This window comes from uncultured Croceicoccus sp. (assembly GCF_947496385.1).
In the GTDB taxonomy this organism is placed as follows: domain Bacteria; phylum Pseudomonadota; class Alphaproteobacteria; order Sphingomonadales; family Sphingomonadaceae; genus Croceicoccus.
Genome location: NZ_CANMCP010000007.1, coordinates 48,492 through 70,224 on the forward strand (window position 1 = coordinate 48,492; position 21,733 = coordinate 70,224).

24 protein-coding genes and 2 pseudogenes are annotated in these 21,733 nt (G+C 60.0%); 16 read left to right on the forward strand and 10 right to left on the reverse strand.

Annotation, left to right across the window (positions count from 1 at the left end; translation table 11 throughout):
• Window positions 1-153 precede the first annotated feature (153 nt).
• The 4 genes from Q0897_RS11795 (at window position 154) to Q0897_RS11810 (ending at window position 2,452) form a co-directional block, all read left to right on the forward strand.
• Window positions 154-333 carry a hypothetical protein gene (locus Q0897_RS11795; RefSeq protein ID WP_299309651.1) on the forward strand — a complete coding sequence of 60 codons (180 nt, stop codon included), beginning with the start codon at window positions 154-156 and terminating at the stop codon, window positions 331-333.
• A gap of 154 nt (window positions 334-487) precedes the next feature.
• Complete coding sequence (locus tag Q0897_RS11800) at window positions 488-1,180, forward strand: pentapeptide repeat-containing protein (protein WP_299309652.1); 693 nt, start codon at window positions 488-490, stop codon at window positions 1,178-1,180.
• Between the two features lie 205 nt (window positions 1,181-1,385).
• Complete coding sequence (locus tag Q0897_RS11805) at window positions 1,386-1,538, forward strand: hypothetical protein (protein WP_299309653.1); 153 nt, start codon at window positions 1,386-1,388, stop codon at window positions 1,536-1,538.
• Window positions 1,539-2,059: 521 nt separating this feature from the next.
• Entirely contained in the window at window positions 2,060-2,452 is a 393-nt protein-coding gene (locus Q0897_RS11810; protein ID WP_066768330.1) for a single-stranded DNA-binding protein, read from the forward strand.
• 116 nt (window positions 2,453-2,568) lie between these two features.
• Here the strand turns inward: Q0897_RS11810 and Q0897_RS11815 are convergent, their stop codons facing one another.
• A complete protein-coding gene (locus tag Q0897_RS11815; protein ID WP_299309654.1) occupies window positions 2,569-2,799 on the reverse strand; it encodes a DUF6437 family protein in 231 nt (76 codons plus the stop codon).
• Window positions 2,800-3,143: 344 nt separating this feature from the next.
• Between Q0897_RS11815 and Q0897_RS11820 the strand changes: the two genes are divergently transcribed.
• Window positions 3,144-3,377, forward strand: a complete 234-nt coding sequence (locus Q0897_RS11820) for a hypothetical protein (RefSeq protein ID WP_299309655.1) — start codon at window positions 3,144-3,146, stop codon at window positions 3,375-3,377.
• Window positions 3,378-3,585: 208 nt separating this feature from the next.
• On the opposite strand, the gene Q0897_RS11825 is transcribed toward Q0897_RS11820, so the two are convergent.
• Window positions 3,586-3,750, reverse strand: coding sequence for a hypothetical protein (locus Q0897_RS11825; RefSeq protein ID WP_299309656.1), 165 nt, complete (start codon window positions 3,748-3,750; stop codon window positions 3,586-3,588).
• Between the two features lie 391 nt (window positions 3,751-4,141).
• On the opposite strand from Q0897_RS11825, the gene Q0897_RS11830 reads away from it, so the two are divergent.
• From Q0897_RS11830 to Q0897_RS11845, 4 genes are read left to right on the forward strand one after another with little or no spacing between them, the layout of a single operon-like run.
• Window positions 4,142-4,474 carry a hypothetical protein gene (locus tag Q0897_RS11830; RefSeq protein ID WP_299309657.1) on the forward strand — a complete coding sequence of 111 codons (333 nt, stop codon included), beginning with the start codon at window positions 4,142-4,144 and terminating at the stop codon, window positions 4,472-4,474.
• Entirely contained in the window at window positions 4,464-6,857 is a 2,394-nt protein-coding gene (locus Q0897_RS11835; RefSeq protein ID WP_299309658.1) for a type IV secretion system DNA-binding domain-containing protein, read from the forward strand. Before Q0897_RS11830 ends, Q0897_RS11835 begins: the two co-directional genes overlap by 11 nt.
• A gap of 35 nt (window positions 6,858-6,892) precedes the next feature.
• Window positions 6,893-7,882, forward strand: a complete 990-nt coding sequence (gene mobF, locus Q0897_RS11840; RefSeq protein WP_299309659.1) for a MobF family relaxase — start codon at window positions 6,893-6,895, stop codon at window positions 7,880-7,882.
• Complete coding sequence (locus Q0897_RS11845) at window positions 7,840-9,834, forward strand: AAA family ATPase (protein WP_299309660.1); 1,995 nt, start codon at window positions 7,840-7,842, stop codon at window positions 9,832-9,834. Before mobF ends, Q0897_RS11845 begins: the two co-directional genes overlap by 43 nt.
• 16 nt (window positions 9,835-9,850) lie before the next feature.
• On the opposite strand, the gene Q0897_RS11850 is transcribed toward Q0897_RS11845, so the two are convergent.
• The 3 genes and pseudogenes from Q0897_RS11850 to Q0897_RS11860 form a co-directional block, all read right to left on the reverse strand.
• The gene (locus Q0897_RS11850) at window positions 9,851-10,054 is read right to left on the reverse strand and encodes a hypothetical protein (RefSeq protein ID WP_299309661.1); all 204 of its coding nucleotides are present in this window, start codon (window positions 10,052-10,054) and stop codon (window positions 9,851-9,853) included.
• Window positions 10,055-10,079: 25 nt separating this feature from the next.
• Window positions 10,080-10,507, reverse strand: a pseudogene (locus tag Q0897_RS11855) (hypothetical protein).
• A gap of 13 nt (window positions 10,508-10,520) precedes the next feature.
• On the reverse strand, window positions 10,521-11,162 hold the full coding sequence (locus tag Q0897_RS11860; protein ID WP_066768314.1) for a S24 family peptidase: 642 nt from the start codon (window positions 11,160-11,162) through the stop codon (window positions 10,521-10,523).
• A gap of 268 nt (window positions 11,163-11,430) precedes the next feature.
• On the opposite strand from Q0897_RS11860, the gene Q0897_RS11865 reads away from it, so the two are divergent.
• The 5 genes and pseudogenes from Q0897_RS11865 to Q0897_RS11885 all read left to right on the forward strand — a co-directional run bounded on the left by Q0897_RS11865 (window position 11,431) and on the right by Q0897_RS11885 (window position 16,536).
• The gene (locus tag Q0897_RS11865) at window positions 11,431-12,066 is read left to right on the forward strand and encodes a hypothetical protein (RefSeq protein WP_299309662.1); all 636 of its coding nucleotides are present in this window, start codon (window positions 11,431-11,433) and stop codon (window positions 12,064-12,066) included.
• A complete protein-coding gene (locus Q0897_RS11870; RefSeq protein WP_299309663.1) occupies window positions 12,066-12,266 on the forward strand; it encodes a hypothetical protein in 201 nt (66 codons plus the stop codon). Before Q0897_RS11865 ends, Q0897_RS11870 begins: the two co-directional genes overlap by 1 nt.
• Window positions 12,267-12,465: 199 nt before the next feature.
• A pseudogene (locus Q0897_RS11875) lies at window positions 12,466-12,692 on the forward strand (AbrB/MazE/SpoVT family DNA-binding domain-containing protein).
• 314 nt (window positions 12,693-13,006) lie between these two features.
• Entirely contained in the window at window positions 13,007-13,993 is a 987-nt protein-coding gene (locus Q0897_RS11880; protein WP_299309664.1) for a DUF1837 domain-containing protein, read from the forward strand.
• Window positions 13,990-16,536: a DEAD/DEAH box helicase gene (locus tag Q0897_RS11885; RefSeq protein WP_299309665.1), complete on the forward strand. Its 2,547-nt coding sequence runs from the start codon at window positions 13,990-13,992 to the stop codon at window positions 16,534-16,536. Before Q0897_RS11880 ends, Q0897_RS11885 begins: the two co-directional genes overlap by 4 nt.
• A 576-nt stretch (window positions 16,537-17,112) precedes the next feature.
• On the opposite strand, the gene Q0897_RS11890 is transcribed toward Q0897_RS11885, so the two are convergent.
• The 3 genes from Q0897_RS11890 to Q0897_RS11900 all read right to left on the reverse strand — a co-directional run bounded on the left by Q0897_RS11890 (window position 17,113) and on the right by Q0897_RS11900 (window position 18,870).
• Window positions 17,113-17,664: a toll/interleukin-1 receptor domain-containing protein gene (locus Q0897_RS11890; RefSeq protein WP_299309666.1), complete on the reverse strand. Its 552-nt coding sequence runs from the start codon at window positions 17,662-17,664 to the stop codon at window positions 17,113-17,115.
• Complete coding sequence (locus Q0897_RS11895) at window positions 17,657-18,232, reverse strand: hypothetical protein (protein ID WP_299309667.1); 576 nt, start codon at window positions 18,230-18,232, stop codon at window positions 17,657-17,659. Before Q0897_RS11895 ends, Q0897_RS11890 begins: the two co-directional genes overlap by 8 nt.
• A 98-nt stretch (window positions 18,233-18,330) precedes the next feature.
• Window positions 18,331-18,870: a TIR domain-containing protein gene (locus Q0897_RS11900; RefSeq protein WP_299309668.1), complete on the reverse strand. Its 540-nt coding sequence runs from the start codon at window positions 18,868-18,870 to the stop codon at window positions 18,331-18,333.
• A 301-nt stretch (window positions 18,871-19,171) separates the two neighbouring features.
• On the opposite strand from Q0897_RS11900, the gene Q0897_RS11905 reads away from it, so the two are divergent.
• Window positions 19,172-19,468, forward strand: coding sequence for a hypothetical protein (locus Q0897_RS11905; RefSeq protein WP_299309669.1), 297 nt, complete (start codon window positions 19,172-19,174; stop codon window positions 19,466-19,468).
• Here Q0897_RS11905 and Q0897_RS11910 read toward each other — a convergent pair.
• The gene (locus Q0897_RS11910) at window positions 19,448-20,065 is read right to left on the reverse strand and encodes a hypothetical protein (RefSeq protein ID WP_299309670.1); all 618 of its coding nucleotides are present in this window, start codon (window positions 20,063-20,065) and stop codon (window positions 19,448-19,450) included. The two genes, Q0897_RS11905 and Q0897_RS11910, sit on opposite strands and share 21 nt — an antisense overlap.
• Before the next feature lies 1 nt (window position 20,066).
• Window positions 20,067-20,540 carry a TIR domain-containing protein gene (locus Q0897_RS11915; RefSeq protein ID WP_299309671.1) on the reverse strand — a complete coding sequence of 158 codons (474 nt, stop codon included), beginning with the start codon at window positions 20,538-20,540 and terminating at the stop codon, window positions 20,067-20,069.
• A gap of 182 nt (window positions 20,541-20,722) precedes the next feature.
• Here Q0897_RS11915 and Q0897_RS11920 point away from each other — a divergent pair, with 182 nt between their 5' ends.
• Complete coding sequence (locus Q0897_RS11920; protein WP_299309672.1) at window positions 20,723-21,721, forward strand: nucleotide kinase domain-containing protein; 999 nt, start codon at window positions 20,723-20,725, stop codon at window positions 21,719-21,721.
• Window positions 21,722-21,733: the final 12 nt, after the last annotated feature.

Sequence of the window (21,733 nt, forward strand, 5' to 3'; positions counted from 1 at the left end):
GCCAGACGGCATTATCAACATGTTAATCATGTGGCAGGCTTTGCCTGTTATCACTTTGACTAATTTCCTCTCCCTCACTTGGCCTCGCCTTCGGCGGGGCCTTTTCTTTGCCGCGATCGGCACTAGCTATCCGGCAAGGAGAGGAAACCCGACATGCCGCTTCGGATCACCATGCATCGTCACAACCAGGAACTGATCGAATGCGTCTGCCTCGGCGATCTGGCCGAGGCGATCGCGGTCGCACGCGAGGCAAGGAACGTCGAGGGCTACATTGCCGTGCAAGTCTGGAGTCCCGACGGGAAGCTGCTTCACGAAGACGGCGAACTCGGGTAAATCTTTGGTCATTATATCGATTGCAAACGCGCCCAGAAAAACCTCTTGGCAAACATAAATGCCAATTCCGCAGTCGCCGTTTTCCAGCAAGCACCCATTGTGCTGATGTGCAAAGGCAGTGGATACTGATGCCAGACCAAGCTACCTGTCCTCGATGAATCATCTGTTTTCCGATCGCTCCGTTCGCGAGCAGGCGCTGGCGCGAGCCGATGTCGAGAGCCTGCTCGTATCATCGTGGCCGTCCCATCTGATCGACTGCGATTTGGAGGAAGCTGACCTTGCGGGGTTGGACCTATCCCGCTGGACGTTCGAGCGATGCAATCTGCGCCGCGCTGATTTCACCGGGTCGAAGCTGGAAGGGACGGTCTGGCGATCCTGCCGCGCCGCTCTGACCCAATTCACCGGGGCCGAACTGAGCGAGGCCACCTTTGTCGCCAGCGACTTCAACAATTGCGTTTTGCGAGGATCGACGCTCGCCTCTGCGACATTCGAGCGGTGTAAACTGACGGGCGGGGACCTGTCGGAAGCCAAAGCCCTCGACGTTCGCTTTGAGGAAACCCTGTTGGTCCACGCCAAACTGTCGGGATATTCATTCCGAAAGCAAACCTTGAAGAAGATTGACTTCGGGCAAGCCGATCTGCGCAAGTGCGATTTCCGCGCTACGATTTTCGAGGGGTGCAGCCTGCGGGATGCGATTATGACGGGTTCGCGCTTCGAGGGCGCAGATTTGCGAGGTGCTGACCTAGGAGGCTTGCGACTTGTGGACGCCAGCCTGTTCCGGGGCGCAACCATCTCACGCGAGCAGGCCGGACAGCTCTTGAGCGAATTGGGGCTTGATGTCCGGTGAAGCGGGGTCATACTCGCCAGTTATGTCTCCTGTTCGATCGATCCCACTCGGGGCCGATCGAGTCGAGCCAATCAAATCAAGACATCCGCCGCGTTTCCGTTTGCAAAGGATATAGTCGCCGAATCTTTGCACATCCCCGTCGTGAGAGGTTGTGACGATGCCACGGCATCGTTAGCCCGGATCGAGACATCAGGGGGGCAAGACCATGTCGAACTATTCCACGCAGAAGGACAAGCCGGACCGGTGGTCGCACCCGGTCCAGAACCTCGACCCGTCGATGCGCCGCGCGCGATACGGGCGGCTGCAGCCGCTCGAAACCCCGTCGCTGTTCGAGCGCATTTTCCGCCGCCAGGGCTGACCCGGCGTCCAGCACGAGGTGCTGCCGGGAAGGACGACGGCGTGACCATCGACCCCGGTAAGCCGTTGTGCGATTGGCGGACCTTTCACGAGATGATGCGGGCCGTTCACTGCCGATCATGCCCTGACTGATTATCGCAGATTGACCCGATCGAGGACCATGGTCGGCGCGAATGGGCGGCCCGGCTGCTGGTCCATCTGGCGTTCCATCCCGGTCCCGGGCTTGTCCCTAATCGCGGCCGCCCTCCTGCCGACACCGGACGCCAATCCGGCTTTGTCGCGAACATTCCTGAACCAGGTCAGCTGATCCCTGCAACCCGCAGCCCTGCCGGCCGTGTTGGCAGCGTCTCCTCCGTGCGATTGCGGTGCAATCGCCGGGGCGCTGCCTGCCCGCACCACCCGGCGTCTGCGGGTTCCCCTTGGGTCTTCGACCCTGCGGTGCAGGTCTCCCATGCCCTGTTTCTGACCGGAGTTCGCAAGCCGGAAATGGTTTCCGGTTTGAGAGCAGAAGGAAATCTACCCATGACCAATATCGCAATCCTCGTCGGCCGCATCGCCCGCGATCCCGAAACCCGCACCACGCAAGGCGGAACCACCGTCACCACGATCTCGCTGGTCACCGACCGTCCGGCCCGCGACAAGGAAGGCAAGACCTACAAGGACGAGAACGGCTACACCGCCAAGGACAGCGAGTTCCACCGTGTCACCTGCTTCAACGGCCTCGGCCAGAACGTCGCCAAGTACTGCAGCAAGGGCCAGCTCGTCAGCCTCGAAGGCCGCATCCACTACACGCAGTGGAACGACCAGGACGGTAACAAGCGCTACGGCTGCGAGATCCTCGCCGACAAGGTCGATTTCCTGTCGCGCCCGAACCGTTCGGACAACCAGGATGCCCCGCCGATCGATGAAGACTGACCGGCATCGCACCAACGACAAGGCCCCGCTGGCATATGCCAACGGGGCCTTTCTTTTGTTTGTCCTGCTACAATTGCGGGGCAGGTTTGGCAGAAATTCAACTCAGTCTCACACCATCAAGGCGTTGCACCCAGGCGCTCGAGCGCGGCATCGAGACCCATCGCCGAAGCCTGCTTGACGAGCCGCTTGAGCTTGCCGGCCTCGAGCGTTTCGGCTCCGCATTCGAGCAGCATCGCGCCCAATTCCTGCGCTGCCTTGTCGCGTAGTTCCGCTTCCCTTGCATCGAGCTCGGCGCGCTGTTCACGCAGGCGGGTGAGCGCATCGCGCGCATTTCTGGACCTTGCCATGTTCGTTTCATCCTCTGGCTGAAGGTCCCCTCGCGGTGCATCCTGCCACAACGCAAATGTTCTGCAAAGGTTCTTGTTGGCGGAGAGGCGAGGTTACCTATCTGCCGAGAGGTTGGGAGGTCTCTCTCGCAGTCCCTGTCATGGTGATGGAGGCTTGAGGGCCCGCGTCAAGGACGGCGGGGCCCCACCATTTTGCCCGCCACCGGATTGTATCCGGCAGCGAACAAAATCGTTGCCCCCACCGCCGCTTCGCGGCCGCGTGTTCACGCGGTCCCTGACCCGGTCCGTCGCCCCCATCGAGCGCTCCTGACGATGCGAAGCATCGAACTTCAGGAGGAATTGTCATGCACACTTGCAGCCATCATTCGTACAGGGCCGATGCCGACCAGGCAGCATTCATAGCGGCCATGGACAAGGCCAATGCCCGGGCCCAGCATAGCTACTTTACCCAATATGTCCTGACCGACAGCGAGGCAGGATACGTCACCATCGACGAGGGCGATTACGGTGCCTTGCCCGACCTGCTGATGGCCCGGGTCGTGGACGCAGTGCCGGGCCGGTTCAGCGACGAATTCTAATCGGGCGAATACACATCACACGAGGAGGAAGTCCGGTCAGGGCTTCCTCCTAAATTTTTGCTCGGATGCCTGGTGTCGCATCACCTCGATCGAACGACGGCATTGCAAACTCTCAAGCCTTCGAGTTTGCGGCCTCGAAACGCTGCAACCGTTCGGGCATGGCGAGCATCTTACATGCAGCCGCCGCCAGTGCTTCGGCTTCGCTTGGCTAGGTCTCGGCGGACGATATCGACACGCCGCTCGAGTAGCTGACCGTCGCCTGGAAGCCATTGCCGCTGGGTGACGCGCTGAGTGTCACGCTGGTCATCATCGCACTCCCATCCTGCATCAGCAATCGGAGCGGACCATACCCCGATTGATCGCCAGGAGCCATTTCTAACGGTTCCGAAAACCGGGAATCGTAGAGCCGCAGCCGCACCCACGGGAGGTAGCGGAAAGTCCCTCCATCCAGATTACGCTCCTATCACTGGACCACGCCTTCGAAGCTGGGAACAGGGAGCACACCCCACGCGACTGGTCGCACTGGTTTGAAGCGGGAAAGTTCATTCAAAACAGCTATTTGATGACGAAACTGGCAAAATGGCAGCTTTCCCATTTCTTTTCATGACCGGGTCAAACGTCCTGCATTGTTCATGAGGCGGAGAAGCGGAGGCGCGCAACTCTGCGGGTTTCGCATGTTCTTGACATGTTCTCATTGTTCCTGTAGTTCGGAGGTGCCTTTCGCAGCGTGAATCCAGGCTTCCTGACCGAAGGAACCCGGATCTATGACCCGCCCCGTACCCATTCAGGTCTATGTTTCGCCCGAGCTTGCGGACCGCGTTCGCAAGGTCGCCGAGCGCCATGACATGACCGTCAGTGCCTGGCTGCGCGCACTGCTGTCGCGCGCCTGCGACGAGCAGGAACTGGCCTTCCAGCACGACACATCGATCACCCGTATCCTGCGCATGATGGTCTTTGTCCGAGTCGGCGTCGATGGCCTGCTGGCCGGCCATGCCGACCCCGCGCTGCGCGATCGGATCTACAAGGTCTATCGGCGCCAGTGCGCGGCGATCGGCCTGCCTTCCCCCGCAGCCGAGGGAGGCCGCGATGAAGCGTAATCTTGGGAACTTCACCCGCGGCAGCCAGCTCTTGGGGCACTTCGGATTCATGTTTGCCGCAGGGCTAAAATGGCCGATTATTATCGCCGCCGTCGCGTTTGGCGCGTTGGCCTCGTGGCTGGTCGCGCATGGCCTCGACGACCACCATATCTACCTCGTCTGGATGCGGATCTATGCCATGGGCTACATGTTCATGGAGTTCGATCCCGCCAAGACCGTGAGCATGGAAACGGTGTTCGGCGGCACCTTCCAGCTCCCAATCTCGCGCGTCGAAACCTACCCGCCGGTGGTGCGCGCGTGGGACACGATGCTGGACCTTGTCGGGACCGCATTTGCCTGGACCATGTTCGCGCTCGTGCCTGTCTTCGCGCTGTTCTACTGGATCGCCGAGCGCTTCGGCAGCCACTCGAAGGAACGCCGCCACGAGCGCGGTGCATCGCTGGTTCCACTGGCGGAATTGACCCGTGACATCCGTGACCACAACCGCGCCGAACGCCGCTGCGAGCTGATCGAGACGTTGGGCTGGCGCCGCCATCTGTGCCTGCCGTCCGAGCTGCAGGAGGTGCTGCCCTACCGCCCATCGCATATCGCGAAGCTTTCCTATCCCTGGCGGCTCGAACAGAGCCATGCGATGCTTATCGGTACCACCGGCATGGGCAAGACCGTGGCGCTGTCCGAGATGGTGGAAGAGGCGCGCGAGCGCCGACAACGCGCGGTCATCTTCGATCTGACCGGTGCCTTCATCGAGCATTTCTACGACCCCGACCGCGACGTCATCCTGAACCCATTGGATGCCCGCTGTCCGCGCTGGAACATCTTCGACGAATGCCGCTCCGAAGGAGAATTCTGGGCCGCGTCGGAAGCGCTCGTGCCGCATGACGGCGGCGGTGAAGCCCAGTTCTGGGTCATTGCGGCGCGCGCGCTGTTCGTCGAGTTCTGCCTCAAACTGGTGGAAGCGGGCGATGCCAGCAACGAGGCCTTGGCGCGGCGGTTGATGAGCGCAGACCTCGCCAAGGTCCACGCCATGCTGCGCGGGACGATCGCCGATCCGATTACCGCGCCCGAGGCCGCGCGCATGGCGGAATCGGTGCGCGCCGTGTTCAACGTCAATGCCCGCGCGCTGAAGCTTCTGCCGCGCGAAGGCGCGCACTTCTCGATCCGCGAATGGGTCGAAGAGGACGATGGCGAGGGCGGCTTCGTGTTCCTCTCGGCGCGTTATGTCGACCTCAGCGTCTGCACCCAACTGCTCACACTCTGGCTCGATCTTGCCATGAACACGCTGATGACGACGGCGCGGTCAAACGATCTCAAGATGTGGTTCTTCATCGACGAACTGGGGGCGCTCCACCGTCTTCCCGCACTCGAAACCGGCCTACAAACCGCGCGCAACTATGGCGGCGCGATCGTCACCGGAATCCATGCCTATGCCAAGCTGCAGGAGGTCTACGGTGAGCATATGGCCGAGACCTTGTCGTCGCTCGCCAAGACCAAGCTGATCCTCGGCACCGGTGATTACAAGACCGCGACCTGGTGCTCCGAAGCCATCGGTCATGCCGAAGTCACCGACAAGGACGAGGCGCATACCTATGCCTACAACAATGCGCGCGATGCGGTCAGCCTGACGCCGAGAAAGCACATCGAGGCGCTGGTCCTGCCCGACCAGTTGAAGGACATGCCGAGTCTCACCGGCTTTATTAAATTCCCCGACGGGTTTCCCGCAGCGCCGGTCACGCTGGTCCCAACAAAGCGCGTGCGATGCGCCGAAGGTTTTGTTCCTCGCGTCGAAAATCGGGCATCGGCGACAGCTCGGAAGACGACCGGTACGAGCGGCAAACCCGTTGCTCCCGGCGTGGCCAATACAGGTGAACATCCCTCGTCGAACGACGACGGGGTCGGCAAGCCGAGCGTACCGAGAGAGAGCGCATCGAAGCAAGGCGAACTGCAATTCGGTGACAGCTACGAGGATAGCCGCAAGGGTGAGGTAGGCACACGCGAAAATCGCACCGTGCAACAAGTCGATCCCTTCGATGCTGGCAACCGTGCGGGCGTGCGGGTGGGGAAGGATGCCGTCGATCGCACGGCATCGGGCACGCCGGACGCGGGACTTTCCGATGGACGCCAGCCAGGCCCCGAACCGAAGCTGGCAAACAGGGCGACGCGAGCCGACGGGGCACGGGAAGGCGAGCGCGAGGTGCCTGATGCATCCCGGCCCGACCGCGCCACCAGAGCCGATGGACTCAAGGGTGAGCGCGCCAACGATGCACGACCGGATGGGCGCATGCAGCGCGATGCGCGGCGCATCGTCCTCGAGGAAGGGCTCGGCGACCCGGGCGGGAAAGCCAGCGATGCGCCGCCGCTCGACGATTTCGATTTCGACATTTGATGACGCCGGAGGGGACCCGGAAAGGGTGATGACCCATGCTCTCGCTTGCCAATGTCCGGACCGCCTCGGGTGCTGCCGGCTACTTCGCCAAGGACAATTACTACACCCGCGCCGATGCCGACCGCACGGGCGAATGGTTCGGCGAAGGCGCGGCAGCGCTGGGCCTCAAGGGCACCGTCGATGCCAGGACCTTCGAGGAAGTTTTGAAAGGGAATCTCCCCGACGGATCCCGCGTCGGCAGCGATAACCGCTATCACCGCGCGGGCACCGACCTGACCTTTTCGCTCCCCAAGAGCTGGTCGATCCTCGCCTTGGTCGGCGGCGACAGCCGCATTCTCGATGCCTATGCCGGTGCGGTGAAGGAGAGCCTGGCCTGGGCCGAGAAGAACCTTGCCGAGACCCGCCTCCAGCATAAGGCCAAGGAGAAAATCGTCCAGACCGGTAATCTTGTCGCCGCGCTGTTCCGGCACGACACCAACCGCAACCAGGAACCCCAGGCGCATGTCCATGCGGTCATCGCTAATGTCACCCAGGGCCCCGACGGCAAGTGGCGCGCGCTTCGCAACGACAAGCTCTGGGAGCATCATACGCTCTTGAATGCCATGGCGATGGCGCGCTTCCGGATCGAGGTCGAAAAGCTCGGCTACGAGATCGGCGAATTGGGCAAGCACGGGAATTTCGAGGGCGTGGGCGTGCCCAAGGCCGTGCGTGAGGCCTTCTCCACACGCCGTGCTGAAGTGCTCGAGAAGGTCGCCGAATTGGCGAGCCGGAGCCCCGCCGCGCACGATGCCGCGACGCTGATGACCCGGGCGGACAAGGCGCCGGTCGCCGATCGCGGGGCCCTGCTTGATGGCTGGAAGGCAAAGGCCGAGGAACTCGGCTTCACCCCGGCGATGTCATCGCGCGTGCCAACGCCCGGGCCGCGACGGAGCTTGGCGAGGAGCGCGGCGCGCGCAGCACTGTTCGTAATCTCGGCGATGCGATGCGCGCTTTTGCCGCCGATCTTGCCGAGCGCTTGGGGCTGAAACAGGGCGATCCGCTGATCCCAACCCGGTTCGGCAATCGATCGGTCGAGGATGTCGCCGCGATCCATGCCGTCGCCTCGGCGGTACGCCATCTGTCGGAGCGAGAGGCGGCATTCGATCGTCTCGCGGTCTACAAGGCCGCGCTGTCGTTCGGGCTTCCGGCGAGCATTCCTGCCATCGAGAAGCGCGTCGACCAGTTGCTGCGTCAGGGCCATCTCGTGCGCGGCAAGGGCGCCGACAAGGGGATGGTGACGACCCGCGATGCCATTGCAGCCGAACAGCGCATCCTTTCTGAAGTCGAGGCGGGGCGGGGACGGGGCGCGGCGCTGATGACTCCCGAAAGCGCCGGCGAACGGTTGCAGGCTCTGGCACAGGAGCGCCACGGCCTGACCCTCAATCCGGGGCAGGAAGGGGCGGGCCGGATGCTGCTTTCCTCATCCAATCGCATCCTGGCCATCCAGGGCGTGGCGGGGGCGGGGAAGAGCACCGTGCTCAAACCCGTTGCGGAAGTGCTGCGCTCCGAAGGCCGAAAGGTAACGGGGCTTGCCGTGCAGAACACGCTTGTCCAGATGCTCGAGCGCGAGACCGGGATTGCATCGATGAGCGTCGCGCGTTTTCTGGGGCGCTATGCCCCTTTGCTCGATGGCGGCGACCCGCAGGCATTGGCCGAAGCGCGCAGCGAGTGGAAGGGCAGCACGGTCCTTCTCGACGAAGCCTCAATGGTCGGCAACGCCGACAAGGAGAAGCTGGTCCGGCTCGCCAATCTGCTCGAGCTCGGACGCTTCGCCGCGATCGGCGATCGCAAGCAACTGGGCGCGGTCGATGCCGGAAAACCCTTCGATGTCATGCAGCAGGCTGGCATCGAGACTTCGGGCATGCGCATCAATATCCGCGCGCGCAGTGCCGTCTTGCGCGATGCGCAGCACGCCGCGCAGGCAGGCCATATCGAGGAAGCGTTGCGGCATCTGGGTGATAACGTGGTCGAAGTTTCTGAAGGTGCGGCGCTATCCGCGGCAGCGGCCTGGCTCGAACTGACGCCTGGCGAACGCGAGCGCACCGCAATCTATGCTTCGGGCCGGGCTCTACGCGGTGCGGTCAACGAAGCAGTGCAGACAGGGCTCAAGGCCAATGGCGAACTGGGAGAACGCGCCCTGCCGCTCAAGACATTGTCGCGGGTCAATCTGACCCGCGAGGAACTGCGTCATTCCAAGAGCTATGCCCCGGGCATGATTGTCGAGGTCGACCGCCGCCAGCGCGCGCAACACCTCGCTCCGGGGCGCTACAGTGTCGTGGCGAGCGATCCGCACCAGGAACAGGTCACGCTGGAAAATGTGCGCGGCAGGACGTTCGCGTTCCGCCCCGACAAATTGCGGCCGCAGGCCGAGCGCGATCCTCTGCGGCTCTACGAGATCAAGCCCGTCACCATCCATGTCGGAGATCGTATCCGCTGGACCAAGACCGATCACCGGCGCGGGCTCTTGAATGCCGACCAGGCCAGGATCGTCGCGATCGGCGAGAAGGCCGTGACGGTAATGACCTCGAGCGGGATCGAGCACAAACTGGCCCATGACGACCCGATGCTGGAGCGGCTCGATCTTGCCTATGCCTTGAATGCCCACATGGCGCAGGGACTGACCTCGGATCGCGGCATTGCGGTCATGGACAGCCGCGAGAAGAACCTGTCGAACCAGCAGACCTTTCTCGTCACCGTCACCCGGCTGCGCGATGGCCTCAATCTCTACGTCGATAATGCCCGCAAGCTCGAGGCCGCGGTCGAGCGCAACAGCGGCATGAAGCGTTCGGCGCTCGAGACCACGAAAATGCTCGGCGCCGCGGCCGCGCGGGGGACCGGGCAGGCCAATGAGACCAATAAGACCAGGGAGGCAGTCGAGGAGAAGAAGTTGCCCCAACTCGAACTTGCGAAGGTCAAACCGTTCGAGATCGGGATCTGATGTGCGTCATGCGATCCTACTGCCGGGTTGCAGGTGCTTCGGTCTCGGTGAGGGTTGCCATGCGTCTTGCGATGGCCTTCCAGGTCGCGACTCCGTCGCTGTCGCCTGCAAGCGCCAACGCGCCGATCCGTTCGGCGACATGGCGCGGCGCATTAGCCCCTTGGGTCTTGAGGACATGGGCGGCGCAGGCCCACAGTTCGCGGTCGCTGATCGTGCTCATGGGCTTGATCTATCTTTTTCGGCCCTCAACGACAGCGGTGGTTGCCCCAGTAGCGATCCCATTTGAGCACCGTGCCGGTTGCCACCATCGCGCAGCTGAGATCCGCGCCCGAGGGCAGCGTGCTACCCAAGCACCTGTGCGGCTGCCGCCGGCCGATCCCGTTGACACGCAGCGCATGGGGCCGCTTGCCACAATGACATGGCCGGTCGGCGTCGTGCCGCGCGGGCCACCGAGAATATCGACCAGCGCATCGCGCGCTGCAATCGCGCTTGCATCGGGGCAGGGCTGGTTCGTGCGGCACGTGCCGTCCATCTCGCGCGCGGCTATCCCGGAAATACGCAGGCGCGGACCTTCCGCGCACCAGACCGGGCCATCGCCATCCCAGACCCGGGTCGGGGTGCAGGTGAAGGTCTGTCCGGCGGCAACGATCGAGGCGGCAAGGGCAAGAAGCATGGGTCCGCGCCTACTACAGCTGCCTTCCGAACCAAAGCACGCGGCCCACGATGTTCACATTGCGCCGGTCGAGGCCGTTCCAGCTCGGATAAGTGGGATTGTCGCTCGTCACCGAGATCCTGCGCCCGCTGGGTTCGATCGCGATGCGTTTGACCGACAGCGCATCGTCCATGCGCAGTACGTAGATCCCATCACGCAGGCGTGATTGCCCGTCGCCGAGGTCGACCAGCACTTCGTCGCCGTCGTGCAGCGTCGGTTCCATCGAATCGCCAAGGACATGGATGATCGAGAGGCTCGAGGCCTTGCTGGCGGTGAGGCGCCTGAGCCACTTCTCCTCGAACCCGAACTGCGAGGACTTGGCTTCCATCTCGGCCAAGGCGCCGTGGCCCGCCGACGCATCGACGTCGAGTATCGGAACTTGCACCAGTTCGACCACGGGACCGGACCGGCGGGCAGGGGCGCCCAGCACTTTCTCATCGACCCCGAAGAAGCGAGCGAGCACCAACCTGTCCTTCTCATCGAGATGGCGCGGGCTGTTCCGCTTGATGTACTGCTGGATATAGGCCGCGTTGCGGCCCAAGAGGCGCGACACCGAGGAATAGTTGACGCCCCGCTCCTGGATCAGGCGTTCGAGGTTTTCGCGGGCTTGGTCCATGAGCGTGCGTCCGTTGGGGATCCTACAAGGGAATCATTCTAGGAGATAGGAAGTCATTCCTAGATTGAACGTAACGGGAACGCAAGAGGTTTCGCCGTAAAGGCATGGAGAGGCCAGAAAGGTCGCAGGGGCATTAAGGTAATATCCGGAAAATGTATCACAGTTTCGGATTCGGATGTGCTCGCTAACCATTTGACGATAACTGCACATGATATCAGACGTTTTTTAAAGCCGATTGCCCGCTCGTAGGTCTCGAGGGCAGCGGTTGATGGGGTGTGCAGGCATCTGCCTTCCAGCAGCACTGCCAAATGTCTGGGACAATGGGTGTTCGGAGCGTAAACAGCATCCCATCATGTCGCTACCGCCCGAATATCTTGCCGCCCTTGGTCCCCTTGCCGACGCTTTTTCTGCTTACGAAAAGGCAACCGGTAGAGAGGCGGTATTGGTTGGAGGGGCGGCCGCTGCGATCCATACGGACGGAGCCTTCATGTCGGCGGATTTCGACGTGGTCGCAGGCGATGACACTGCCTTTGACTTAGCTATGGCTGCAGCAGGCTTTGTGGATGACGAAAAGGCCCTGCACGGGCAGGGCGGGTGGTATCATCCAGGTCACCCTCAATTTGCTGTCGAGCAGGTGTCCGGTGGCTATTTCGATGGACGCGCGGACAAGGCGCGGTGTCTCAAGCTCACGGTTCGCGACGATGCGGCAATTGTCCTGCCGGCTATCGAAGACATGATTGCAGACCGGCTTGGTCAGCACGAAGTGGCCGGCAGTGACATGTCCATGCTGGAGCAGGCACGGGCACTCTATGCTCTCGCCGAGGGTTTAGACCTTGCTTACCTCTATCGCCGTATAGTCGAAGAATCTGGTAATCCGGCGCATTTGGGGCTATCTGAGGGGTGATGAAGACGCTTGAACTCAACGGCTACCTTGCAGGCGTGAAGGCGCGCAAGGCAAAGCTGGCACCCACTGTCGCGGTGCCGGCGGTTGAGTCCTGCCGTAATAGCGGTGCACGGCGTACTGCCGAAAAGCGGTCCGCGCTAAAGCGCGCCGATGCCCGTGCAAAAGTTGCAGGCGTGCAGCCCGTCCTCTCAAATTACTGATTGAGCGCATACTTGCGGCGTTGATGCATCACGCCGGGGCCACTACGCTTGATGTCCTGTCGCTAAAATTCGGAACGAAGGAGTCTGGAAAGCCAGGGTTCTTCAGTCTAATGCCCCATGGCATTTCTCCCTTTATCAGAACGGGCCACCGGCATGATCCCGCGCTTGAGGCTGCTACGCCGCATGTTATGACGTGCGTATGAAAGCTAGCCTCAAGATCACCAGGATCGGCACTCTGCCGGCATTGTCCTTCCCAAGGAACTCCTTGCGAAGCTGCGTGCAGGCGTGGGCGATACTCTTTATGTTACGGAGACGCCGGAAGGCATTCGCCTTACCGCCGCAGATCCTTCATTCGCAGCCAGGATGGCTTTGGCAGAAAAGATCATGCGTGAAGACAGATGCATCCTGCGCGCGCTAGAGAAGTAACATGGCAAAATCATCCGAACCGGTCTGGATCGAGCCGAGTTGACGCTTGCCATCTATGTTCGGCAACTGGCTGAGCATGGCGGCCCCATAGGTTTGCACGACGCAGATGCATTGGAATCGACGCTGGCACGCCCCCGCAATCAATGGGCCTACGACGAGGCGGGTCTGTGCAAACTCGCTGCCGCCTAACTAAGAGTTGGCTCGATTGTCTACTTCGCCGGCCATCTTGACCCTTCGCCTTAGGCCAAGTTTCTGCTTACTTTAGCGTATCTTCGCGCTACGCTTGTTGGTGGGGTAAGATCGATGGGGGCAAGTTGAGCGAGCAGAGCACAGAACAAAGCCCGGACTTGGATGCGGTTCTGGCGGCTCTTCGTCGCGACTATTCCAAGCTAGGGCCGAGGATAAGAGAGTTACAGCATGAGGTATTGTGTGAGTGCACAGGCGTCACTCTTCGACTGCATTTCCCGGCATTCCGGCAGGGCAAAACTACGGTTCACGAACTGGTGGAACTGGCATGGCTTCATCTGACCCCTTTCGCGCTGACGCGAAAGGAAATTGATGCAGTGAGAGCGCTGCAGTCGATCTTGCCGTTCGACGATTTCCTGGTAAAAACCACTCAACTTAATGATGCGGCCGCCAAGCTCTTCATCAAGGCACACAAGGCAACAAACCGGAATGGCGAAGCCGGCGAGCTACTGTTGTACCTCCTGACAGAATGGATTTTAGGCGCTCCACAGGTCATCGCGAAGATGACCTTAAAAACCAATCCGCAGATGCCCGTTCACGGCGCGGACGGGGTCCATGTTCGATACTGCCCCGATACCGCGCGGCTTTTTCTCTATTGGGGAGAGTCGAAAATGTATGGCGACGTCGGTGCAGCCATAATGTCCGCCGCGAAATCGATCGCAAAATCGTTGGAGCCGGACGAGCTGGACCACGAACTGCAGCTTGTTCAGCGAAATATCGATTTCACAGGATTGGGCACCGAAGGCAAGGATGCCCTTCTGCGATACCTGGATCCTCATGAGGAAGAATATAACGAGCGCAAAGACGTCATCACCTGCCTGATCGGCTTCGATTTCGACGGCTTCCAGAAGGCCAGCGCCGCCGGCGACCAAGGCGCGGAGGATGCCTTTAGAGCGCTGGCGAAGGAGCATCTTAAAGCGGTCGCTCCCAAGGTTGCTGCTGCGCTAGAGGCGGCGGGACTGGAATCTCAGGATGTGGAGCTCTTCTTCTTCCCGCTCCCCTCCGTCCAGGAATTTCGCGATCTCTTCCAGACCCGGATTGGCTGGCTGCCATGATGCAGGAACTGGCTGACAAAGTTTGGGGAAATCCCAGATTTCACGACGCGGCGCACCGCATCGAGCTCGCATGGCTCACTAAAGAGATCGGCGGCGTCGATGCCGGCCCCGCAGACATTACAGATGCCACGCGGTTGATGCGTTCAGCGGCCATCCTGGCTTGCTCGGAGACAGCAAATCATCGACGCGCCGCCTTCAGGGTGGCGACTTATGCATACGATCTGTTTGGCACCGAACAGGTGCCCTTGGATCAGGCCCTGCGCGTCGTGCTTATGCGTCTAGGCAACTTCCCATCCATCGGCACTAGAGCAGACGTAGATTCCGCACAGCCCAGCCTTCCCTTCGCGCTTATCGCTGAAGAAATCGCGTCGGCCGATGCGCATGAGGTGACGATAAACGGGCACAAGGTGTTGCTGACAGACTTCCAGCAGAAGCTTTGGCTTAGCCTTATGCAGAGCCGCCGAATCGCGCTGGCCGCTCCCACATCGGCGGGAAAATCCTTTGTATTGCAGGGGTATCTTTCGGCGCTCTTTGGTAACGACTGGGCAAAATCGGTTGTCTACATCGTCCCGACTCGTGCCTTGATCGCTCAGGTCGCGGAGGATCTGAAGACCCAGTTCGAGGGAACGACACGCGATGTTCCCGACATTGTCACGGTGCCGGTCGACGCGGACACCACGCTTGCCGAGCGCGCCATTTATGTGATGACGCAAGAGAGGGTGCAACTCGCTCTCGGCGCCCATCCTGACTTTAGCGCCAGCGTGATTATCGTCGATGAAGCGCATTCGATCGAGGACGGATCGCGTGGAGTTCTGCTTCAATGGGTTATCGATGATCTGCTTGTCCGCAATCCGACATCCCAGATCCTCTTCGCCAGTCCGGCAATCCGCAATCTCGATATCTTCGGCCGGCTATTTGGCTTGGACGACGTGAACGAGTTATCGTCTGTAGAGCCGACCGTTGCCCAGAACTTCCTGGTCACCACCATCGAGTCAGCGACCAAGGGCAAACTTTCAATCAAGACCGCCGGGGATGGATCAAAGGCGCTACAGCCAGTCGCGACGCTGCAGCTGGATCGAACTGTCGCGAGCCGAACAGAGAAACTCGTCCATATCCCGGCGGAACTCGGGCGCGGACATTCGAACATCATCTATGCAAACGGCGCAGCTGAGGCCGAGAGCGTTGCGCTCCAACTGGCCGAGCTGATGTCTGATCGCGAGCCGACCGTCGCGCGCTTGGCTCTGTCGGAGCTGGCTAAAGAAGCGGTCCATGCCAACTACGCGTTGGTTGAGTGCGTCAAGTTCGGCGTCGCGTTTCACTATTCCAACATCCCCACTCAGCTTCGACGCGCAATTGAAGCGGCAGTATCGTCCGGTGAGGTTGACTTCCTCGTGTGCACGAGCACGCTGCTGCAAGGCGTCAATCTGCCTGCCAAAAACATCTTCATGTTTGCTCCGGAGAAGGGGCGGACCAAAGCTTTGGAGTCGACCGACTTCTGGAATCTTGCCGGTCGCGCTGGCAGACTGAAACGAGAATTCCAAGGCAACATCTTCCTCATCGACTACGACAAATGGAAGAAGAAGCCGCTCGAAGGGCCAAAGGACTCAATCATCACTCCGGCGATTGAAACCAGCCTGAACCACCATCACGATCAGCTCATTACCGTTATCGCCGGCACGCCGAGCGCTGGCCGCTTCGATGAAACCGATCTCGAGACCACCTTCGTCCGCCTTTATACCGATTTCAAAGGCGGAGACCTCAGTCAGACATTCGAACGAGCGGGCCTCGCTGCAGGCGATGCTCAGTCGGGCCTGCTAGAGGCTGCGCTCGCCACCGCCAGTGAAAAACTCACCCTCCCAGCGGCGGTTATCCGCCGGACTCCAAACATATCCGCACACAAACAACAGCGGCTCTACGACCGGATAAGCGCGAAAGTGGCCCAAGGCCCCGACGTCGCTCGGACCCTGATTCCGCTGCACCCCCGCGAGAGTGAAGCTTTCCAGTCCTATGCGGATGTCTTGGAGCTTTGCCACGAGATCATTCTCGGCATCGACACCTCCAAGAATCTGCATCGGTTCCACGCTCTGATCGCGCGACGCTGGATGCTCGGCCTGCCGCTTCCTCAGATCATCGACGAGCAAATTGCACGAAATGCGTCGAAGGCTGTCCGCACGACGATTAGAAACACTCTCGATTTGATCGAGGGCGACATCCGTTTCCAAGCCGTTCGGCTGTTTGGTTGCTATAGCGCCCTTCTTGTCTACGCCCTCGACAGCGCGGGATTGGTTGACATGGTCTCGAGCATTCCGTCTTTGCCCCTTTATCTGGAGATCGGCGCATCCGACAAAACCATGATCAGCTTTATCTCGCTGGGCTTGTCGCGTGTAACCGCTATGAAACTGAACGAAATGTCCGCCCGTAAGGACCTCGACACCGCCAGTGCGCTACAGTGGCTGCGTACCCGGCCGCTAGAGACGTTAGGGCTTTCCCCACTCCTGCTCGCCGAGGTACGCGCCATCGCGACTGTCTCCTTGCCAAATTGAACAATCGACTGGCTACAAACTCATGAGCTGAACGGAGGGCTGGAGGTGACCTTCACTAGAAAGCTGTTGTTCTGTTAACCACCGAAGGGTTCTGGTCGGCCTTACTTGAGCGAACGTCGATTGTCGGGACATGCTGCAGTCGCAGAACGGTCAAGGTTGGGACGCACTGCTTCCAGTCCGCTCAATTATGTGCGTATCGCGTGCCTCGGCAGGAACAGCCGTTCTGGCATCGGTCGGGGAACGGCTCGAGTTGCTCGAGTGCCGCCATCTGCGTGGAGCGGCTTAAGTCGCCGACAGAGCGGCCATTGCCGCTCTCGGTTTAATCTATCAGAAGCTGCCGTCGGTTCAGGCTTTCGGTAACGCCCGGAACTGGGCCGATTGCTGAATGTCGCGTTTCAGGTGTAGAACAGCGATAAGCTGCCATTGCGCAGCTGACCCGTTATCAGCAAATCCTAGGTTCGAACCCAACTGAGTCCATCATTTTCTCACTGATTACTAGAGCTTCCGTAAATCTCTCATAGATGCGGCCTCAAAGGCAATAGGGCGCATATTTTGAACTTGACCTCTGCGCTGAGTTCAACGTGCTAGCCAGCTTGAAAGGGTCACTGCCGTATTTTTTCGGCGGTCAAGGACCATCCAGACCTTCTTCTCGTGGCCCTGAAGGTCGCCCCACACGATCCTATCATACAGGCCGAGATACTTCCAATTCGTCCACGAGGTATCTCGCTGATTCTCGACTGCTGGAAGGATAGCGGTCTTATCTAGACCCTTGTATCCGTCGGCCAGGCCCAGCTCCCACGGCACCCACCTACTCTCTTTGCTATTTTCCGAAGCTAGCAAAACGAATTTGCCGCTCTGATTAATTCGGTTTTTTAAGCCCTTGGCGGTGTCCTTGTTGGTGTAAGGTGGAAGAGTGGGATCCTTCTTGTCGAGGTAGACCGTCGCGCCATGCCCCTCCAATAAGCGGATGGCTCCCGTCACAAGATCTTTGTCTTTGCTGGAATGCGAAAGGAAAGTCGCACCTGCCGGAGCGCGGTCCTCGGCACGCTTGCGGAGAGATGCCTGCTCATTAATCCCGATCTTATCTGCGAAGCCAACAAAATCACCTCTTGTAGCAAACTCAATCATTCACTTGCTCACGCTTGCCTGTGACCAGTTCGTGCATACGAGTGCGATAGGTGCGCAGTCGCTGATTTACTTCGAGAAGATCAGCACTGAGTGCGTCGTAGCTAGGGAACTCCTTCTGCACATCTTGCGGACATATATCGTCCTTGCTCTCCATCTTTAGGTCATACCAATGGCGGAAACGAACCTGCCACTTCGTCAGATGGGGACGGAGTCCCTCATTGAGCACTTCGATTGAAAGACTGATGATCTTTCCAGTACTGTCATGCCGAACCTTCGAAACCGGAATGTCTTTAATGAGTTCGCGCGTCACGGCAAAGAATGCGTACCAAGAGTCGTAAACCTCAGCGATCACGTCATCGTCCAGATCTATCGGTAGGCCGACCTTCCGTGTACTCAGTTCGACCCAGATGGAATAGGCGATTTGACGATCCACATTGTTTGGTTTGAACGACACCTTATGGTCACCGAAACCAAACTCCGCCGCGTCGATCTCGAACTGCGGAAACCTACGACCCATCCACCTTCGGACCAAGAACCATCCGATGATGATAGCCAGGATCACTGCCACGAGCGGAAGCGTGTCCAAGTGTAGGCTAACTTCCCAATCCTCCGAGAGAACGAAGGATATGAGTGAAGAGTCCTCAGCGGATTGATTAGCCGTCGTCGTCACTGGCACTGTCTGTTGTAAGACATCCGTGCTCGCGGGTTGACGATAAGATTCTGATGCGTGGTCCGCCTTTGATAGGCAGCTTCGATGGCGTTCACCAAACCGGCGGTCGTGGACGGATATTCCATGTGGCGCGCGTAGCAATCAATGCGAGGAAAATCCGAGGATAGGTTTCGGTTGAACCGATCAGGAAAGCTACCGCTGTAAGACGGAAGCTTGATCCCTAGCAGGCCGTTGGGTGTAGAATATTGCCCCCGCCGCAGCGACGACTGAATTTCCCAATCTACGTATCGCCTAGCCCACGTGTATCGGCCCAATAAGACAATGGTGACAGTAGAGTCGGCTAAAAACCGCTCTCGAATCTTCGACATGACGTAATCGGTGTTGTTACTGTTGATGATATCGCCCGGCATTTCCTCGCCAAGCCCTCGAGCAATAAAGCAGTCATGTGCGTGATCAAAATCACGAACGAACTGATTGACCGCCTCTTGGTCAGCATGATGATAGGAAATGAAACACTTTCGGCGCACGGTCGCCATAAGCCAGCCCCCTGATTTCTTGGCTTGTTCATAATCAAAAGAACCGTTAGATGACTAGCCTCGCACCGAAATTATCCCAGCACGTGGGTCGGCTCGCTTGCGATTGGTTGTTTAAGACAACTGCCTGCAGGGCAGTACGAAAGAGTCTGTCCGCGTGAAGCCGGGCGCCCTTCCGGAAATCCGCGAGGCTCCCTCCTTTGTCCTCCGTCCCAGCACTGGTCCATGAGCCCGGGCCATCGGTTGAGAAGTCCGGCGAGACCTACGACATCTTCATCTCGCACGCAGCAGCAGGGTCGGGTTGGTGGTCCTCTCGCCGGCGTTCGTCGACAAGGGCTGGACCAACTACGAAGTCGACGGGATCGTGACGCGGACGATCTCCGGCGGACAGATCCTTCTCCCCTTCTGGCCCGATATCACGAAGCAGGAGGTGATCGTTTTCAGTCCGTCGCTGGCGAACAAGATCGCCCGCAGTACCGGAATGCACACGGTGGGTGAGATTGCCGAGGAGATTGCAGAGCTCCTCCACGACAAATGGCGCCCGGAGCGCTTAAGCGCGGGTGAAACCGCATGGCGCCGATCAAGCCTTGATTTGATCTAGCCGCGTCCAGTCCGCCGGAGTTCCCTTGAGGCCGCTTCCCAACCCCATTCCCCATTCGATCACCGCTTCCGCCAGTCCCGCCGCGAAATGTCTGCGATACCCCCTCTTGCCGCAGACATCGTCACCTTTCCAATCGCGGAACTCGGCCGGAACGAGAGGGCCGTCTCCACCAAAGTAGACGAATTCCCTACCGATCAGCACTTTCCTCGAATGGGTATCATGCTCCCGGTTGTAGGGGTTCGGACTGCCATCGGGAAAGGTGTGAAGCGAATTCGCCTGCTGCCAGCTTCCATCGGCGTCACGGTGATAGATGTTGTCGCCGAACCCATGCGCGATACCTCTATGGAGGGTCGGCCGCTTCTTCTTGAAGCGTTCGTCAGCCCAGTAATCGTCGTACTCGATGATCTCGTCTATCCGCATCATGTAGACGAACCTGCCGGATCTCCCCCTCTTGGCGCATCCCGTCCCCATGACGTGATCACCCGAGGAGGCCCGTTCGCGAATCTGCGGCTTGCAGGTGGCTAGGGTGCATGCCCCGAAGAACGGATTGGGCGCAAAGCCGAAGTCATGATCGATCACGTAGCTGTAGAGGGCCACCTCAGCACCTGTACCGCGGGATCGACCGTGGGGTCATAGGATCGCCCTGAGGGTCCCGCCAGCCGTCCATCCGATCGAAGATCGCATCGACGATCTGGTCACCGTCCCACGGCACCATATGGTCGGCCACCTGCTCCAGCGCGTCGGGCAGTTCGCACCCGGTGTGCTGATCATCCCAGACGCCTACGATGTTCTTGCCCTGCTCGTGTGCGTAGGTAATCTCCTTGTTGACCCAGTCACTATCCTTGGTGTCGGGCGTGACCAGGACCACCAAGGTGCCGGCCCAATCAATGGCCGGCTTCAGGATACCGTTCATGATGTAGTCCGGATCCTTCGCCCTGTTCGGCTTCTCCGATGTGATGGAGCTGTCGCGCGCCTCGCAACCCTTGGACTTCAGCAGGTCCTTCAGCGGCTGCAACCGATGATCATCCTCGTGGATGTGGCTGATGAAGACGTTGCAGACCCTGTCCGACATGATGCTCCCCGCGGATTCACGTAATGTTCCCTCGGTTAGCGCAATTAGTCACATCACGCCACCTCGAACCACGATACGCTCTTCAGAAATCCGGGTAAGCCACCGGCCGAAAGGTGTCGCCGGCCGCTGAAAGGGGTATGGAGACCGACCCAACCCGTCTTCTAGTGGAGTAATCACTGGCCATGAAGCCGACGGAGGTCTTCGATACCTACTGGCGGTTCGCCGCGGAGCGCCAGGCACTTTACCTGAGGCGGCTCACCGGGAGGGAAGAGCCCTGGACGACTGATCCGGTACTTCGGACTTACCGGTTCACCAATGCCTACCGGGCCAGTGACCGGGTGAGCCAGTTCCTAATCAATGACGTCCAGTATTCGGAACACCGTTCCCAGGCACCCGCTGAACTCTTCTACAGGACCATCCTGTTCAAGATCTTCAACAGGATCGACACTTGGTCTCTCCTCGAGCGGAAATTGGGCCCGCTTTCATGGCAAGCCACCCCGCCCGCGATGATCACAAAGGTGATGGATGACGCATTCGGAGCGGGTCACCGGCTCTATTCGGCGGCCTACATCATGCCTTCACCGCCGTTGGGCTACAAGCGCAAGCACGAGAACCACCTGGCGCTGATCGGACGCATGATGGATGACGACTTACCGGGTCGGATGATGTCGGCGCGCTCGCTCGGGGAAGTGTTCGAATTGCTCCTGTCCTATCCAGGTATCGGGCGGTTCCTCGCGTTCCAGTACGCCATCGATCTCAACTATTCAGCGCTGCTCGACTTCAGCGAAGAGGATTTTGTCGTCGCCGGACCTGGGGCGATCGACGGCATCTCGAAATGCTTCTCCGACCTTGGCGGGGCCGGTCCTGAAGAACTCATATTTTGGGTCACGGAGAATCAGGATCGCGAATTCTCTCGGCGGGGGATCGAGTTCCCGGGACTGTTCGGGCGGCCGCTCATGCCGATAGACTGCCAGAACCTCTTCTGCGAGATATCCAAGTACGCACGGGTCGCCCATCCCGACATCGCGGGGGTGAGTGGCCGCACCAGGATCAAGCAGAGTTACAGGCCGAGCCCCAACCCGCTGCCCAGACCGCAGTTTCCCTCCCGCTGGGACCTGAACGTCCCCGAAGACCTCACAACGCCCCGCGACCTAGTCGCGATGATGGAGGACGCATGCTGAGCAAGACGATCC

Coding starts and splice junctions, on each gene's coding strand:
- Q0897_RS11885 (WP_299309665.1), top strand. CDS start 13,990: ATGATGCAGGAACTGGCTGACAAAGTTTGGGGAAATCCCAGATTTCAC.
- Q0897_RS11845 (WP_299309660.1), top strand. CDS start 7,840: ATGCGCGCTTTTGCCGCCGATCTTGCCGAGCGCTTGGGGCTGAAACAG.
- Q0897_RS11815 (WP_299309654.1), bottom strand. CDS start 2,799: ATGGCAAGGTCCAGAAATGCGCGCGATGCGCTCACCCGCCTGCGTGAA.
- Q0897_RS11890 (WP_299309666.1), bottom strand. CDS start 17,664: ATGATTGAGTTTGCTACAAGAGGTGATTTTGTTGGCTTCGCAGATAAG.
- Q0897_RS11860 (WP_066768314.1), bottom strand. CDS start 11,162: ATGGACCAAGCCCGCGAAAACCTCGAACGCCTGATCCAGGAGCGGGGC.
- Q0897_RS11870 (WP_299309663.1), top strand. CDS start 12,066: ATGAAGACGCTTGAACTCAACGGCTACCTTGCAGGCGTGAAGGCGCGC.
- Q0897_RS11805 (WP_299309653.1), top strand. CDS start 1,386: ATGTCGAACTATTCCACGCAGAAGGACAAGCCGGACCGGTGGTCGCAC.
- Q0897_RS11850 (WP_299309661.1), bottom strand. CDS start 10,054: ATGAGCACGATCAGCGACCGCGAACTGTGGGCCTGCGCCGCCCATGTC.
- Q0897_RS11835 (WP_299309658.1), top strand. CDS start 4,464: ATGAAGCGTAATCTTGGGAACTTCACCCGCGGCAGCCAGCTCTTGGGG.
- Q0897_RS11795 (WP_299309651.1), top strand. CDS start 154: ATGCCGCTTCGGATCACCATGCATCGTCACAACCAGGAACTGATCGAA.
- Q0897_RS11825 (WP_299309656.1), bottom strand. CDS start 3,750: ATGGCTCCTGGCGATCAATCGGGGTATGGTCCGCTCCGATTGCTGATG.
- Q0897_RS11920 (WP_299309672.1), top strand. CDS start 20,723: ATGAAGCCGACGGAGGTCTTCGATACCTACTGGCGGTTCGCCGCGGAG.
- Q0897_RS11830 (WP_299309657.1), top strand. CDS start 4,142: ATGACCCGCCCCGTACCCATTCAGGTCTATGTTTCGCCCGAGCTTGCG.
- Q0897_RS11820 (WP_299309655.1), top strand. CDS start 3,144: ATGCACACTTGCAGCCATCATTCGTACAGGGCCGATGCCGACCAGGCA.
- Q0897_RS11900 (WP_299309668.1), bottom strand. CDS start 18,870: ATGGCGACCGTGCGCCGAAAGTGTTTCATTTCCTATCATCATGCTGAC.
- Q0897_RS11915 (WP_299309671.1), bottom strand. CDS start 20,540: ATGTCGGACAGGGTCTGCAACGTCTTCATCAGCCACATCCACGAGGAT.
- mobF (WP_299309659.1), top strand. CDS start 6,893: ATGCTCTCGCTTGCCAATGTCCGGACCGCCTCGGGTGCTGCCGGCTAC.
- Q0897_RS11800 (WP_299309652.1), top strand. CDS start 488: ATGAATCATCTGTTTTCCGATCGCTCCGTTCGCGAGCAGGCGCTGGCG.
- Q0897_RS11865 (WP_299309662.1), top strand. CDS start 11,431: ATGGGGTGTGCAGGCATCTGCCTTCCAGCAGCACTGCCAAATGTCTGG.
- Q0897_RS11810 (WP_066768330.1), top strand. CDS start 2,060: ATGACCAATATCGCAATCCTCGTCGGCCGCATCGCCCGCGATCCCGAA.